General features: G+C 67.5%; 15 protein-coding genes. 4 read left to right on the top strand and 11 right to left on the bottom strand.

Features of this window, described 5'->3' with window-relative positions; all coding sequences use genetic code 11:
- The first annotated feature begins 103 nt into the window (after positions 1–103).
- On the top strand, positions 104–388 hold the full coding sequence (locus HDA44_RS04005) for a hypothetical protein (RefSeq protein WP_184831432.1): 285 nt from the start codon (positions 104–106) through the stop codon (positions 386–388).
- 38 nt (positions 389–426) lie between these two features.
- On the opposite strand, the gene aqpZ is transcribed toward HDA44_RS04005, so the two are convergent.
- The 9 genes from aqpZ to HDA44_RS03960 all read right to left on the bottom strand — a co-directional run bounded on the left by aqpZ (position 427) and on the right by HDA44_RS03960 (position 10124).
- Positions 427–1185, bottom strand: a complete 759-nt coding sequence (gene aqpZ, locus HDA44_RS04000; protein ID WP_184831430.1) for an aquaporin Z — start codon at positions 1183–1185, stop codon at positions 427–429.
- An 81-nt stretch (positions 1186–1266) separates the two neighbouring features.
- On the bottom strand, positions 1267–2313 hold the full coding sequence (locus HDA44_RS03995) for a zinc-binding dehydrogenase (protein WP_337905620.1): 1047 nt from the start codon (positions 2311–2313) through the stop codon (positions 1267–1269).
- Positions 2274–3260, bottom strand: coding sequence for an Lrp/AsnC family transcriptional regulator (locus HDA44_RS03990; RefSeq protein ID WP_202887153.1), 987 nt, complete (start codon positions 3258–3260; stop codon positions 2274–2276). The genes HDA44_RS03995 and HDA44_RS03990 overlap by 40 nt, the downstream gene beginning before the upstream one ends.
- Entirely contained in the window at positions 3257–4144 is an 888-nt protein-coding gene (locus HDA44_RS03985) for an alpha/beta fold hydrolase (protein WP_202887150.1), read from the bottom strand. The genes HDA44_RS03990 and HDA44_RS03985 overlap by 4 nt, the downstream gene beginning before the upstream one ends.
- Positions 4145–4156: 12 nt before the next feature.
- Complete coding sequence (locus HDA44_RS03980; RefSeq protein ID WP_184831428.1) at positions 4157–5335, bottom strand: M24 family metallopeptidase; 1179 nt, start codon at positions 5333–5335, stop codon at positions 4157–4159.
- Entirely contained in the window at positions 5332–6300 is a 969-nt protein-coding gene (locus HDA44_RS03975) for an ABC transporter permease (RefSeq protein WP_184831427.1), read from the bottom strand. Before HDA44_RS03975 ends, HDA44_RS03980 begins: the two co-directional genes overlap by 4 nt.
- Positions 6300–7268: an ABC transporter permease gene (locus HDA44_RS03970; protein ID WP_184831426.1), complete on the bottom strand. Its 969-nt coding sequence runs from the start codon at positions 7266–7268 to the stop codon at positions 6300–6302. Before HDA44_RS03970 ends, HDA44_RS03975 begins: the two co-directional genes overlap by 1 nt.
- A 16-nt stretch (positions 7269–7284) precedes the next feature.
- Positions 7285–8919 (bottom strand): ABC transporter substrate-binding protein, encoded by a 1635-nt coding sequence (locus tag HDA44_RS03965; protein WP_184831425.1) that lies wholly within the window; start codon positions 8917–8919, stop codon positions 7285–7287.
- Positions 8916–10124, bottom strand: a complete 1209-nt coding sequence (locus HDA44_RS03960) for a dipeptidase (RefSeq protein ID WP_184831423.1) — start codon at positions 10122–10124, stop codon at positions 8916–8918. The genes HDA44_RS03965 and HDA44_RS03960 overlap by 4 nt, the downstream gene beginning before the upstream one ends.
- A gap of 172 nt (positions 10125–10296) precedes the next feature.
- Here HDA44_RS03960 and HDA44_RS03955 point away from each other — a divergent pair, with 172 nt between their 5' ends.
- Positions 10297–11277: an oligopeptide/dipeptide ABC transporter ATP-binding protein gene (locus HDA44_RS03955; protein ID WP_202887148.1), complete on the top strand. Its 981-nt coding sequence runs from the start codon at positions 10297–10299 to the stop codon at positions 11275–11277.
- The gene (locus HDA44_RS03950) at positions 11264–12280 is read left to right on the top strand and encodes an ABC transporter ATP-binding protein (RefSeq protein WP_337905619.1); all 1017 of its coding nucleotides are present in this window, start codon (positions 11264–11266) and stop codon (positions 12278–12280) included. The genes HDA44_RS03955 and HDA44_RS03950 overlap by 14 nt, the downstream gene beginning before the upstream one ends.
- Positions 12281–12297: 17 nt before the next feature.
- Here the strand turns inward: HDA44_RS03950 and HDA44_RS36935 are convergent, their stop codons facing one another.
- Complete coding sequence (locus tag HDA44_RS36935; RefSeq protein ID WP_202887144.1) at positions 12298–13452, bottom strand: S8 family serine peptidase; 1155 nt, start codon at positions 13450–13452, stop codon at positions 12298–12300.
- 18 nt (positions 13453–13470) lie between these two features.
- Positions 13471–14649: a M23 family metallopeptidase gene (locus HDA44_RS38395; protein ID WP_337905618.1), complete on the bottom strand. Its 1179-nt coding sequence runs from the start codon at positions 14647–14649 to the stop codon at positions 13471–13473.
- Between the two features lie 256 nt (positions 14650–14905).
- Here HDA44_RS38395 and HDA44_RS03935 point away from each other — a divergent pair, with 256 nt between their 5' ends.
- The gene (locus HDA44_RS03935; protein WP_184831419.1) at positions 14906–15241 is read left to right on the top strand and encodes a transposase; all 336 of its coding nucleotides are present in this window, start codon (positions 14906–14908) and stop codon (positions 15239–15241) included.
- Positions 15242–15438: the final 197 nt, after the last annotated feature.

Below are 15438 nucleotides of genomic sequence, written 5' to 3'. Positions count from 1 at the left end.
CACCAGATCAACAACGAAATCCAATCAGTACGATTGCAATTTTCCATCAATAACAACTGAGCGGTAATGCAGCTACATGGCGCCGACGGTACCCTTACGCCGCATGAGCGGCGAGATGACGGCCACCGTCGGCAGGGACTTCTACGTGTTCGACGGCCGAGTCCTTGAGATCTTCGGCCACGGGAACGCGATCCGGTTCCACGTGCGGCACATGCACGTACGCACCACCGGCCCCAACCGCAAGGGTCAGCGGATCGTGGAGATCGCCCACGGCCGCCCGGAGTCTCGGGGCACGATCCATGTCTGGCGCTACTCGGCCGCCGAATGGGAACAGTCCCCTGATCTCGCCGCTCTGCTGCAGGCAGTACAAACCGCCACCGCCTTCTGAGCGCGAGGCAGTGCCCGCACCACCGTGCGTGGCTACAGCTAGACGTTGTTGGCGACGCCCTCGTCGATTTCGACGCCGCGGGCGTTGGTGATGACCGCGTAACTCACGCCCGCGATCGCCGCGCCGACGATCGGGGCGACGATGAACAGCCAGACCTGGCCGAGCGCGCTGCTGCCCGCGAACCACGCGACACCGAGCGACCGGGCCGGATTCACCGAGGTGTTGGTGACCGGAATACCGACCAGGTGGATACCCGTCAGCGCAAGCCCGATCGCGATCGGCGCGAACCCCTTCGGCGCCCGATCGTCGGTAGCACCGAGGATCACGTACAAGAAGAACGCCGTCAGGACGACCTCGACGATCGCACACGCCAGCAGCGAGTACCCACCGGGCGACCGATCGCCGTACCCGTTGGTGGCGAACCCACTGGCGGACGCGCTGAAACCGTCCTTACCGCTGGCGATCGCGAGCAGCACCGCGCCGGCCGCGGTGGCGGCGACGACCTGCGTGACGATGTATGTCGGCACCCATTTCCACTCGATCCGCTTCGCCACCGCCAGCCCGATCGTGACCGCCGGGTTGAAGTGACCGCCGGACACGTGCCCGACCGCGAACGCCATCACCAGCACGGTCAGGCCGAAGGCCAGCGCCACGCCGAGGTAGCCGACGCCGACCGGAACCTTGTCCGGGGTGAGCACGACACCAGCCAGGACGGCGGCGCCGCAACCGCCGAAAACGAGCCAAAAAGTACCCAGGAACTCCGCACCGATCCGAGCCGCAGGAGTGGATGATTCCACGACCGCCTCCTTTGTCGATGTGCCCCGTGAAGTACAGACACCTCATCACAGTACGACATCAATTGCGCACATTCAGTGAATTCAGTGCCAAAGGGCGAGCAAAACCTTGCCGGAGGCATCGGAATCGGCGGCGGTACGAAACGCCTCGACGGACCGCTCCGCCGGGTATTCATGAGTGATGACGGCCTCGAATCGGGCGTCCTGATCGAGCAGCCGGATCGCCTGGTCGAGCTCGTTGTTGAAGCGCAGCGTGCCGCGCAGTTGCAGTTCTCGGGCGATCAACGGCGCGAGATTCACCGCGCGCGGCTCGTTCGGCGGGATGCCGACCTGGACGACGATTCCACCGCGCCGGACTGCATCCAGTGCAGTACTGATCGCCGCCGGGACCGCGGTGCACTCGAAGACCACGTCGTACGCCATCGACGGCAGCTCGTCCGTACCCACCTGGATCGTCCCGTGAACGCCGAGCTCGCGGGCGCGCCGCAACGGACCGGGAAGGACATCGGTCGTGACCACCTCGGCCGCGCCCGCGGCCAGCGCCGCCGCGGCGGTCAGCAGGCCGATCGCACCCGAGCCGGAGACCAGTACGCGCTTGCCCGGTACTCCCCCGGCGATCTCGAGCGCATGCAGTCCAACCGCCAGCGGTTCGGCCAGCGCGGCCCGGCGGAGCGGCAACGACTCGGGCAGCGTACGCACCATGCCCTTGGCCACGACCAGGTACTCACTCATCCCGCCCTGCGTATGCGGCCAGGTCGACGCACTGCCCAGGTACGCACCATCAGGCCAGAGATGCGGCCGATCCTCGATCCCCACCTCAGGCGTACCGAATGTGGCCGGGTGAATGGTCACCGGCGTACCGGGTTCCAACTCCCCCGCCGGATCGAGATCGACCGTGCCGGACAACTCATGCCCCGGAACCAACGGCTCCCGCAGCACGTACGCGCCGATCGCCCCGTCCTGGTAATAATGCAGGTCCGACCCACAAATCCCGCCGTACGCCATCCGCAACCGCACGTGTCCGGGCAGCGGCTCCGGTGTCGCCACCTCGATCTCGGCCAGCTCCAGCTTCCGCTCGATGACGATCGCCTTCATCGCGCCGGCCGGTGTTCGGCGAGCTGGTCGCGCCACCACGGCGTTTCGACGAACCCGCGTTTCAGCGACAGCAGCTCGACCGACGCGTTCCAGCCGATCACGCCGTCCATCCGGGCCAGTGTCTCGGTGGTGAACTCGAACAGACTCCCGGTCGACTCGGCGATCACCTCGCAGAGCAGCGCGTTGCCGTCGAGCGTGGCGCCCAGGTACCGGACCGAGCGGTGCCGGGTGAGCGTGGCGGCGACCGCGCTGAGCTTCGCCGGCTCGACGGTGACCCACATCAGCGTTTCGGCTTCCAGGCCGAGCGCGGGCGCGGGCACGATCGTGAAGACGGCCGCGCAGCCGTCGTTGATCATCCGTTCGAACCGGCGCCGGACCGTGCTTTCGTTCAGGTCCAGCTGGTCGGCGATCGTCTGGAAGCCGGCCCGCCCGTCCTCGCGGAGCCGTTCGAGAATCGCCAGATCGACCTTGTCGAAATGGTCCGGCGAGCAGAGCGGTACCTCCGGCGGCTCCAGGTCCTTGCCGTCGAGCACCTGCTTGTACCAGTCGTGCGACACCTTGTAGACGTGCAGGAGCAGGTCGCTGTACCAGCGTTCGACGCCGTTGATCTGTTGCAGCTCCAGCATGGTCCGCGGATAGCGCGTCGGCCCCGAGTTCACCACCAGCTCGATGCCGATGTCGTACGTCCCGGTGATCATCGACGCCCACCGCACGTCCGGCCTGGCCACCAGCTCGGCGGCGACGTCCAGCTGGGAGCCCGGCCGGCAGCCGATCCGGGTGAAGAAGGTCTCGACCGGCCCGGTACTGCCCAGGCTGGACAGCACCGCGACCTTGAGCAGGTTGTCCGCGATCAGCTGCTGCGCCCGGCGCGCCACGGTCGGTACGGACGTGCCGCAGACCGCCGCGATCGAGGTCCAGCTGGCCCGGCCGTCGGCCTGCAATTCAAGGATGATCCGCCGGTCGAGATCGTCAAGAGCCCTCATCGAACGGGACAAACCTCCGTCAGGAATCGCCGTACCGCTGCCGTCCATGCCTCCGCCTCCTCGATCTGCGGTGAGTGCCCGGACTTCTCGAACACCACCAGCCGGGAGTCGGGGATCAGACTAGCGATCTGCTCACTGCATGCCACCGGCGTGATCCAGTCCGTCCGGCCGACGGTGATCAGGGTCGGCGCGATCACGCCGGGCAGTTGGGCCTTGAGATCGTAGTTGGGCATGTTCACCGAGAACGCGTAGTTGTGCGCCTCGTACCGGTACGGCGTGGCCTCGACCCGCGCTTCGACCGCCGCCGGGTCGTACACGTAGTCGTACAGCGGCAGGATCTCGCGCCAGCAGTCCCGCAGGTCCGCGTCGTCGTGGACGGTGCCGGCGAAGATGCGGTCCAGCTTCTCCCGGTCGATCTCCACCCGGGCGTTCGCCAGCGCGTTCGCCAGTGCCATTTCCTCGTTCGAGTTGTCCGGCGAGGTGTCCCGCAGTACGAGAGCGCGGACGCGATCGGGATAGCGGATCGCGTACTCCATCGCCATGAAACCGCCGTACGATCCACCGGCCATGATGATCTGTTCGGCGCCGGCCCACTCCCGCAGACCGTCGATGTCGGCGGCCCACTGCTCGTGGCTGAACGTCCCGTTCCCCTCGCTCTGGCCGGAGCCGCGGGCGTCGAAAACGATCACCCGGTACGTGTCGGCCAGTCGGCCGAAGCTGGCCCGCGGTTCGGCCCGGGAGCCGAGGCCCGGCGCGCCGTGATGCGCGATCAGCACCGGCGCGCCCTCGGGACCGAGCACCTCCACCGCCAGCCGGTTCCCGTTGATCTCGACCATCGCCGCCGCGGAGGTGGCGGCGGCGAACTCGGGTGACACGTCGTTCATCAAAAGGCTCCTTCAGCAGGGAATGACACAGACGTCAAGACTTCTCGGGTACGAGGTAAGCGGTCGCGCGCCGTCAGGAGTCACCAGCATCGAGTCCGAGATCCGGTACCCGGCATGCTCCGGAACGTAGATCCCCGGCTCGTTCGAAACGATCATTCCGGGCTCCAGCACGGTCGAATCGCCCGACTCCAGCCAAGGCGGTTCGTGCATACCCAGCCCGATCCCATGACCTTGCCGATGGCGCAAGTACTCGCCGAGTCCGGCATCCCGGATGACCGCCAGACAGGCTTCGTTGGCGTCCCGGCATTCCACGCCCGGCTTGATCGCCTGCCCACCGAGCTCCTGGGCCAGCCGGATCGTCTCGTGATACCGCCGCTGCTCGTCGGTGGGTTCGCCGAGTACGAAAGTCCGCTCGCCTTCGACGAATCGGCCGCCGACCGCGCAGCCGAGCGAGAGCATGAAGGTGTCACCGGGTCGCAGCCGATACCCCGACGGCAGGCCGTGCGGGTACGACGAGTTCGCGCCGGCGTACACGAGTCCGCCCGCGAGCGGCGAGACCACGACAACCCCGGAGTGCTCGGCGTACATCGTGCCGGTGCCGACGCGGGTCACGTACGCGGCGAGCTCGGCCTCGCTGGGAAGTTCACCGCCGTTGCGCACCGCGTCCGCGACCAGCTCCACGCCCCGGGTCAGCATCACGTCCGTGATCCGCGCTGCCTCTTGATGCAGCGCGATCTCTTCCGGCTCCTTCACGTACCGGGCGACCGTGACGAGATCCGTCGGTACGAAATCCGCACTGGACAACGCGGCCGAGGCGGCGCTCAGGCGGGCGTACGAAATCGAGGTGGTGTGTCCGGTACGGCGATGCGCCGGGCCGATCGCCCGCGCGAGCAGCTCGAACGGCGGCGTCGTACCGGGGTATTCCGGATAGTCGACGAGCTCCGCCGCGGCGTCCTGCGATTCGGCGTGTTCGCGTTCCAGCTCCGGCAGCAGTAGTACGCATCGGCCGTCGGCGTCCAGCCAGACCGCGACCGGCCGCTCGCACGGGTGATGGAAGAACCCGGTCAGGTACGCGACGTCCTCCGGGTCGTCCGTGAGAACCGCGTCCAGACCGGCGGCGGCGACGCGCGTACGCACCCGCTCTTGCAGGCCGGCGTAGAACGCGCGGTCGAGACGTTGCGGGAAGGTCATCCGTTCCTCCGGGGGTTGCGGGCGTCGTTGTACGCCGTCGAGAGCAAGGTCGACGCGAGGACGAGCAGGAAGATCGCCAGTGACGGGAACAGCGGCAGCCACCAGGCGGTCGACATCGCGCCGGCCTGCTGCGCCTCGTACAGAATCCGGCCCCAGGACCAGGTGTTCGGATCGCCGAGGCCGAGGAAGGCGAGCCCGGCCGCGGACAGGACGGCGCGCGACGAGGTCAGCACCACCGACACCAGGATCAGCGGTACGACGGCCGGGATCACGTGCCGGCGGATGATCCAGAACGGTGAACTGGTCATCAGCCGGGCCGCGTCCACGTACGGGAGGCGGACGATCGCGAGTGCCTGGGACCGGACCACGCGGGTCACTTCCGGCCAGGAGAACGCCGCGATCACCAGGATGATGGTCAGGGTGCTCGGTCCGGCGAGGGCCGCGACGAGGATCATCAACGGGAGCACCGGCAACGACAGGGTGAGGTCGACGATCACGCTGATCACGGTGTCCAGGGTGCGGAAGTACGCGCCGAGTACGGCTAGCAGTGTGCCGAGGACGATCGCGATCAGTGAGGCGGAGGCGGCTACCAGCAGGCTTTGCCGTGCACCCCAGACCACTTCGGCGAAGACGTCCAGGCCGAGGCTGTCGGTGCCGAACCAGTGCGCGCCGGATGGTGGGGAGAGGACGGCTTCGCCGTAGCCGGAGGGGTAGCGGGCCAGGAGCGGCGCGGCGGCCGCGACCAGGACCAGCAGGATCAGGACCGCGAGTGCCGCGATGCCGAGCGGCTCACGCCGGAACCGCCGCCAAGTGAGCCGCGAGGCGCGCGGCGCCGGCGCGACTGCCACCACCTCAGCATCCCGCGCGGTATCCCGCACGCCGTCCGCCGCGGCGGACGGTGCGGCGGACGCCTCGCCGATCGACGATTTGCCGGCCGACGGTTCGCTGGTGGACGACGTGGTCATCAGGAACCTGCTTTCACGCGCGGGTCGAGGAGCCCGTAGACGATGTCGGTGATCATGTTGACCACGACGACCACCGCGGCCAGCAGCAGGAACGCGCCCTGCAGCAGCGGGAAGTCGAGCCGGACCACCGCGTCGTAGATCCCGCGCCCGATCCCCGGGTACGCGTACACGGTTTCGATCAGGATCACCCCGCCGACCAGGTACAGGCAGATCTGCAGACCGATCAACGTTGTGGTCGGCAACAATGCGTTCCGGAGCGCGTGTTTCCACAGCACCCGCCGGTACGGCAGACCGTTCGCGCGGGCGAGCACCACATAGTCCTCACCGAGCGATTCGATCAACGTGGAGCGTACGGTCAGCACGTACGCCCCCAGCTGGACCAGCACCAGCGACACGGCCGGCAGGACGAGATGCGTGAACACCGACAAGTACCAGGCGCCGCCGTACGTACCGTCCGTGTACGCGCCACCGATCGGAAACAACCCGAGTCGCAGGCCGAAGACGTACAACAGCAGGATGCCGACGCTCGGTACGAACAACGACTGACCCGTGACGGCAACCACCTGCACGACCCGATCCACGACTCCCCCGGCGCGGGACGCGGCCACGACCCCGAGCGGGATACCGAGCAGGATCGTCACCAGCAACGACACCCCGACCAGCAGCAACGTCCAGGGCAGCATCTCCATCAGCGAGTCCGTCACGCTGATGTTCTGGCTGAAGGAGATGCCGAGATTGCCCTGCACCAGCCGGCCGAGGTATTTCACGTACTGCACCGGCAGCGACTGGTCGAGGCCGTACTGGTTCAGCAGCCGGGCCCGGATCTCGGGCGTCATGTTCGTACTCGCGATCGCGAGCGCGGGGTCGCCCGGCAGCAACCGGAGCATCAGGAACGTCACCGTCACCGCGAACCAGAGGGTGAGTACGCCCCGGCCGATCCGGCGGAGCACGAACGAGAACAACGACATCCGGGGATCTCCCGCCCTACTTCGCGGTCTTGGTGGCGGACGCGACCGAGACCGGGTTGACGATGGAGAGCAGTTCGCTCGGCTTGACCGAGAACCCGCTCCACTCGCTGCGATGCGCGACGAACAGGTTCTGCGTGTACATCACGTTGTCGTACACGTTGTCGTGAACCAGCTTCGCCGCCTGCTGAAGGATCGGCACCTGCTCCTTCTGGTCGAACGTCACCCGTGCCTTCTCGATCAGCGCGTTCAGCTGCGGATCGTCGACGTACGAGTAGTTGATCGCGCCCTTCGGTAGATAGGTCAGCGCCATGTTCGTGGCCGGGTCGTCCATGATCGCGAAGTTGCCGGCGTAGATGTCGAAGTCACCAGCGTTCGTCTTGGCCAGGTACGTGTTGCGCTCCAGGCCCTGCAACTGAACCGTCACCCCGGCCTTGGCCGCGCCGTCCTTGACCAGGTTCGCCCACTGGGTGGTGACCGGGTCCTGCAACGAGTAGATCATCCGGAAGTTCAGCGGGAACTTCCCGTTGCCGTCGGCAACGTACCCGGCCTGCTCCAGCAGCTTGCGGGCCGCGTCCGGGTTGTACTCGTACTCCTTCAGCGAATCGTCGTAGAATGTTTTCAGCACCGGCATGATCGGGCTCGAACCGGTCGACACCGCCTGGTCCTGCAGTACCACCTTGCGGATCGCGTTGTAGTCAACGGTCTGCGCGAGCGCCAGCCGGACGTCCTTCTTCGCGAGCGCCGGCTTCGTCATGTTGTAGGTCAGATGCGCGTACCCGAGTCCCGGTACTTCTTCGACCGTGATACCGGGCGTGCTCTTCAGGTTCTTCACCTGCGCCGGCGGCAGCGTGTTCGCGATCGCGTCCACGTCGCCGTTCTTCAGGCTGAGGATCTCCGCGTTCACGTCCGGGTACACGCGGTAGACGACCTTCGCCGCCTTCGGCTTGCCGCCCGGGACCAGCGGATAGTTGTCGACCCGCTCCATCGTGTAGCTCTGGCCGCGCTGGACGCTCTTGAGCACGTACGGTCCCGCGCTGACCCAGCCGCCGTTCTTGCCGTCGTTGGCGAACGCGGCAACCGATCCGGCCGGTTCGAACACGTGCTGCGGTACGACGTTGCCCCAGAACCCGATCTCCGGAATCAGCGACGCGTCCGGCTTGGACAGCTTGATCTCCACCCGGGTGTCGGAGACCGCGGTCGCCGACGCGAAGTTGGTCAGCTGGCCGTACAGCGTGCCGGCCGGCGCGTCCTTCTTCACCGCGTTCAGCGTGTACGCGACGTCCTTCGCGGTCAGCGGCTTGCCGTCGGACCATTTCATGCCGGGCTTCAGCTCGTAGAAGCCGGTGGTGCTGTTGACGTACCCCCACTTCTCCGCCAGCTCGGGTGCCTTCTGGCCGTCCGCGCCGATCGAGAGCAGGTGCGGGTACATCAGGTTGGTGATCCAGTAGTCGCTGCGGCTGTTGCCGACCAGCGGGTTGAAGTTGACCACGTCGGTGGTGGTCGCGATCGTCAAAGTCGGATCGGCGACCGCCTGGCCGCCCGTCCCTGCGTCACTGCCGCTGCCCGGCGCCTCGGGGGCGCAAGCCGCCAGTGCGGCGATCACTGCGGTCGCGGCCGCAACAGCGGCCGCGACCCGCGAACGAGGTGTCACACCCAGACCTCCTTCAGAACTCGTAGCGTGTTGCCCCCGACAACCTTGCGGATCTCGTCGTCGCTGTAGCCGTGGCCGACCAGCCAGCCGATGATGTTGAAGAAGCCTTCGGCCGGGTTCTCCAGGCCGTCGACGTACGGGACCTTCTCGAACTCGATCCCGCCGTGCGCCTGCCCGAGCGACAGGTTCGCCGCGAACGCGTCGTGCAGACCGACGTGGTCGCCGAACAGCGTGTCCGGGCCGAAACTGACGTGGTCGATGCCGACCAGGTCGACGCAGAAGGTGAAGTGGTCCATCACCGACTCGAGCGAGTGCAGCGGGTGCTTGCGGGACAGCGTCGTGTGCGGCGCCGCCTCGATGCCGATCACGCCACCACGCTCGGCACAGGCCTTGATCGTCTCGTCGTCCTTCATCCGGTTCGTCGGCCAGACGGTGCGCGAGCCCGCGTGCGTGATGAACACCGGCAGCGTCGACTTCTTGATCACGTCGAGCCCGGTCCGGTCGCCCGAGTGCGAGATGTCGATCGCGATCCCGAGCTTGTTCATCCGCTCGACGGCGCGGTCACCCAGGTACGTCAGGCCGCCGTCGCCGCGTTCCTTCAGGCCGCCGCCGAGCAGGTTCGCCTCGGAGTAGGCGATCCCCATCTGGCGGACGCCGAAGCCGTACAGCACGTCCAGCCGGTCGATCTCGTTCTCGATCGGGGTGGCGGCTTCGAGCGCGAAGATGTGCGCGACCCGGCCGGTCTCGGCGGCGTACTCGATGTCCTTGATCGACTCGGCCTTCAGCACGAAGTCCTGGTGCGCCAGGTCGGCCATCCGGACGCCCAGATCGAACAGCACGTCCTGGTACTTCCAGCCCGCGTCGGAGCTGATGCAGCAGGTGCCGTCCATCCCGTTGTCGAAGACGGCGGTCAGGCCGGAGCGCGACAGCCCTTCGTACCCGGTTGGTTCCCGGCCGCGACGGATGTGCTCGCGCAGGTCGGTCATGTCCTCGGGGAAGACCTGCACGTGTTCGTGCAGCGAGATGACCGTTTCCTCGGCAAGCAGGCGGCGGGTTCGTTCTTCCTGTTCGGTGGAGAGATCGAGGCCCTGGTACGCCGGGACGCGGCCGAGTTGCTGGGCGTACCTGAACTCTGGGTAGTCCTTACCTGCCTCGAGGTAGTCGTAGGCGGTGTACCCGGTGTAGCGGGGAGCGGGCTCCAGCACGCTGGGCCTCCTGTCTGCGCGGATTTTTCGGCGGCACCGGTTGACGTGCCCGGTGAGATGCCTCAGAGTTTCATCACTATCCGGCGCCGATGTCAACGGTTGCTTCAAAACTCGGCATCTCGGCAATCTCTGTGAAACTTATCGGCAACACAGTGTGGTGAGGATGGAGCTTGTGAACGCATCTCCCGACGCTCTGCGGGTACGCGGCCTGTCGGTCTCGTTCCGGATCGACGGCGCCCAGGTGGACGCCGTCCGGCACGTCGACCTGGACGTACCGCGCGGCCGCCTGGTCGCGCTGCTGGGCGAATCCGGCTCCGGCAAATCCGTCACCGCACGCGCCGTGATGGGCCTCAGCGGCAGCGCCGCGACGGTGACCGCCGACGAGATCAACCTGGCCGGCACGGACCTGCTGACCGTCGACCCGCGGACCCTGCGCGGCCGACGGATGAGCCTGGTACTGCAGGACGCGCTGTCCGCGTTGAACCCGGTGCTCACGATCGGCGATCAGGTCGGCGAGCTGTTCCGCGTACACCAAGGCGCATCGCGGCAGGCCGCGCGCAACCGCGCCGCCGAGTTGCTCGGGCTGGTTGGAATCCCGGCGCCGGTGCAGCGGCTGGCCGACTATCCGCATCAGTTCTCCGGCGGGATGCGGCAGCGCATCCTGATCGCGATGGCGATCGCGCTCGAACCCGAACTGCTGATCGCCGACGAACCGACCACCGCGCTCGACGTCACCGTCCAGGCGCAGATCCTGGATCTGCTCGCCGATCTGCGTTCACAGCTGGACATGGGCGTGCTGCTGATCACCCACGATCTCGCCGTCGTCAGCGAGGTCGCGGACCAGCTCACGGTCATGTACGCCGGTCGCGTGGTCGAGACCGGCGACGCGGACGTCGTCCTGGCGCATCCCTCGCACCCGTACACCGAGGCCCTGCTGCGATCCGTTCCGCGACTGGATCAGCACGGTGGCGACCTGTTCACCATCCCTGGTTCGCCACCGCACCCTGCCCGCGTACCGAGTGGGTGCGCGTTTCATCCGCGGTGCCATCGCGTCGTCGATCAATGCTCGACGGTACGGCCGGAGCTTCTGTCCATCGGCGGCCGCGGGGTCGCCTGCCACCAGTCGGAGGTGCTGCTCGGTGAGCAAGTCTGAGATCCTGCGGCCACGTGCTGCCGTGGGTGAGGTCGTACTGGAGGCGGACAACCTGGTCCGTACGTACGCGGTCGGCTCGGCGCTGCGCCGCGGACGGGTCTCCGCCGTCGACAACGTGAGCTTGACGCTGCACCGCGGCGAGATCGTCGGGGTCGTCGGCGAATCCGGCTGCGGCAAGTCGACCCTCGCCCGGATGCTGGTCGGCCTCGAACGCCCCGACAGCGGGACACTGTCCTACCGCGGTCGCGACGTGACCGCCGGCGGCCGGCGCGAACGCAAGCTGCTGCGCGACGGCGTGCAGATGATCTTCCAGGACCCGTACGCGTCCCTCGATCCGCGGATGACCGTACTGGACATCGTGGCCGAACCACTGGCAGCGAACGGAGCCGGCACCCGCGCGTCCCGCCGCGACAAGGTCGGCTCGCTACTGGAACTGGTTGGACTGGCACCCGATCTGATGAACCGCTTCCCGCATCAGTTCTCCGGCGGGCAGCGGCAGCGGATCGGTATCGCCCGCGCGCTCGCGCTCGACCCGGCCGTCCTGATCGCCGACGAACCGGTCTCCGCGCTGGACGTCTCGGTGCAGGCCCAGGTGATCAACCTCCTTGCCGACCTGCGCGAACGGCTCGACGTCACGGTCGTCTTCATCGCGCACGACCTGTCCGTCGTACGCCACCTGGCCGATCGCGTCGCGGTCATGTACCTCGGGCGAATCGCCGAGCTCGGCCCCACCGCCGCGATCTACGATTCGCCCACCAACCCGTACACACAGGCGCTGCTGTCGGCGGTCCCGTCACCCGACCGCAGCGCCCGTGGCACGCTGACCCGCCGGCGCAAACTCTCCGGCGAACCGCCGTCACCGCTCGATCCCCCGTCCGGCTGCCGCTTCAACCCCCGCTGCTGGCTGGCCGAAGACCGCTGCCGCACCGAAACCCCAGCCCTCCGCGTAGTCGCCACCCACCAATCCGCCTGCCACTTCGCCGAATCCCTCACCACCTCCTGAACCGTCGTGGGGGTGGGTCAGCGGCGGGAGATGTGGAGGAGTTTGTTCGGGGTGGTCGGCGTGGGTACCCCGGTCAGGGTGTTTTGGATGGCGGTGGTGGTCAGGGCGGCGGCTACCGCGGCGGGGGTTCGGCGGGGGTGGTTGCTGAGGTAGAGGGCGGCAGCGCCCGAGGCGTGGGCGGCGGAGACGTTGGTGCCTTCCTGCGTGGTGATACCGCCGCCTGGCGCGTCGGTGGGGATGTCCACCCCGGGCGCGTACAGATCGAGGCCGGCGCCGTAGTTGCTGAAGGCAGCGACCTTGTCGGCGCAGTCCGATGATCCGACGGTGATCGCTTCCGCGACGCGCGCGGGTGAGGTCGTACTCACATCGTGGGTGCTCGCGCCGGCGGACAGTACGTACGTGACGCCGGATGCGATCGAGTTGCGTACGGCGTCGTCGAGCGCGTCGCTCAACGTGTAGCCGATGACGAAGTTCGCGACCGCGGGCTTCTTCGCGTGCGCGGTGATCCAGTCGAGCCCGGCGATCACTCCGGCGAGCGTGCCGCCGCCGTCCGCGTCCAGCACCTTCACCGAAACCAGGGTCGCCTTCTTCGCGACGCCGTACTTCGTACCCCCGATGACGCCGGCCATCGCGGTGCCGTCACCGTTCTGGTCGCTGCCGTCGCCGCCGAACGCGTCGAAGCCGGGTTTGGCGCGCGGCTTCAAATCAGGATGCTGGTAGTCGATGCCGCTGTCGACCAGATAAACGCTAACCCCGGCGCCCGCGCTCGGCGGATACCTATATACCCCGTCCAGCGGCAGCGCGACCTGATCAAGCCGATCCAGCCCGCACGGCACTGCCGCCGACTGCACGGGCCGGTCCTTCGATGCGCCGTGAACCTTGGTGTTCTGCTCCACGAAGCTGACCGACGGATCCGCCGCCAAGCCTCGCGCCTGTTCTTCGCGGGCCTCGACCAGCACCGCGGACAGTGCACTCCCGAATCGCTCCACCACCCGCGCGCCGTACTTCGCGGCCACCTCCGGCGGCGCACCATCCTTCAGCACCACCAGGTAACTGCCACCGACCGCATCGGCACTACCGGCGTTGACGATCTTCCCCACTGGTTGGGCGTACGCCGGCACGGTCGACAGAACTGTCGACGCCACGGCGAGCACCAAGGCGACTGCGCGCACTTGCTTCTCCTTGTGGTCTTACAAGACGGATTCCACAACACTGTCTTCTTCCGGGATCGCGTGTTCGCGGAGCCGGGGCTGCTTCGAGCCGGACGGCCACTCGCGGAAGCGCCGGAAGACCATCGGGACGCCTTTCGCGGCCTCGAGGTCCGAAGTGTTCGTGAGTTGGATGTGTACGTGCGGCTGGGTCGAGTTGCCCGAGTTGCCACAGTTCGCGACGTGTTCGCCCGCGGTCACCTGCTGGCCGACGACGACGCGCAGCGAACCACGCCGCAGATGGCAGAGGGTCGCGTACGCGCCACTGTCCCGCAGCGCGATCACGACGTGATTGCCGGCCAGACCAGGCACTCCGTCGGCCAGCCGGCCGGCCTGACCGAGCATGTACGGCACCAGCGCCAGCCGGGATCGGCGTGCTTCGTGATCGAGCTCGCCGTCGTGGATCGCGACCACCGTGCCGTCGCCCGGAGCCAGCACCGGAACACCGAACGCGAAGAAGAGCTCCGGTGGCTCGGTCGCGAACATCGTCCGCCAGCTGCTGCTTCCGGCCGTCCGGTGATGCTCGTCGACGCCGACGAAGTCGATCGCGTAGCTGGAGCCGAACAGGTTGGTACCGTGGCTCGGCACCTGGCGGGCGGGACTGTTCCGGACCGACCACCGGCCGGCGAACGGCAGCAGGATCTCGACCGCGTCCAGGCCGGGGCCCGGCGGGCGTGGCGATCCGGCCATCGACTCGGCGGTCGCGAGCGCGGCCACCGTCGTACTCCCGATCGCCACCGTACGGGCCACGAACACCCGCCGCGACATGTCGGTATCCGTGGCCGTCGCCACCGAACCCGCCGGCACCGGACCACCATCGGCATCGGCATCGGCATCCGGCCGGTCGGGTGATCGGGGATCGCCGGAAGGTTGGGCGGCGCGGGAGGCTCTGCGAGCGAGGGCGTTGCGGAGCAGCGGTCTGACGATCTCGCCGAACAGCAGGGCGACGGTCAGGTACAGCAGCGGGGTCAGCCAGAGCAGGCCCGGCACGGCCAGCACCCGCGACAGCTCGAACGGTGCTTCATAGGGACCGGCTATCAGCACCGCGATCGTCATCACCAGCAGCAGCCCGAGCAGCACCGCGCCGATCCGTCGCCACCAGCCGAAGGACACGTCGGCAACGAGTCGCCGGTACAGGTAGCGGTGCAGGACGATCACCACGGCGAGAATTGCACAAGCGTTCAACAACAGGAGGACCATGGGGCGGTATCCCCTTCTGTACAAGACATTCGAAGCAGCTCGGCAGCGCGCGGCCCGGATTTGCCTGCGCGGCCGACCCTGCGGCATAACTGAGTCTATGCCGCCCAAAGCCGTTTCGTCGCCCCCAGCCCGCGCCCAACAAGTTGCTCCCGGCCACAAAACCGTCTCACGTGGTAACGGTTCCAGCGGAGGCGTCAGCGCGCTCTCGAAGCGCCTGGTGACCGACGAGCTGTGGTCGGTCGTCGCCCCGCTGCTGCCGTCCTTCAGCTCGCGCCCGCAAGGGGGCGGCACGGCCCCGATCGAGGCCCGCACGGTCTTCACCGCGGTCGTCTACGTGCTCACCAGCGACTGCGCGTGGCGGCAACTGCCACCGGCGTTCAGCATCTCGCAAGCCACCGCACACCGGCATTTCCACTCCTGGACGAAGGCCGGTCTGTGGTCCCGGCTGCGCCGGAGCGCACGGGCCGGCGGCGACCGGTGCGAGCCGGCCTGGGTGCTGGAGATCGTCACGGCCGCGCTGGCCAGGTCCGGAACGGCCGACCGAAAAGCGTGAATACTCTTCAGTAAAACGCCGCCACCAGCTATTTCTCATTGACCACGTGAGACAGTTACGAATTGAGCAACAAGTTGCGCACGAAACAATCCGCCGGGTGATTTGACAGTTGACGGAAAGCAGTGACCCGTACCACGATACGGATCGACGCCGGCTCCGCCCCGAGCTCGGTCCCCAACCAGCCAAAGCCGCGTCAC

Origin of the sequence: Kribbella solani, from assembly GCF_014205295.1 — a bacterium.
Lineage (GTDB): Bacteria > Actinomycetota > Actinomycetes > Propionibacteriales > Kribbellaceae > Kribbella > Kribbella solani.
Note: the sequence above shows the minus strand (reverse complement) of the source record. Positions and strands in the feature narration are given on the sequence as shown.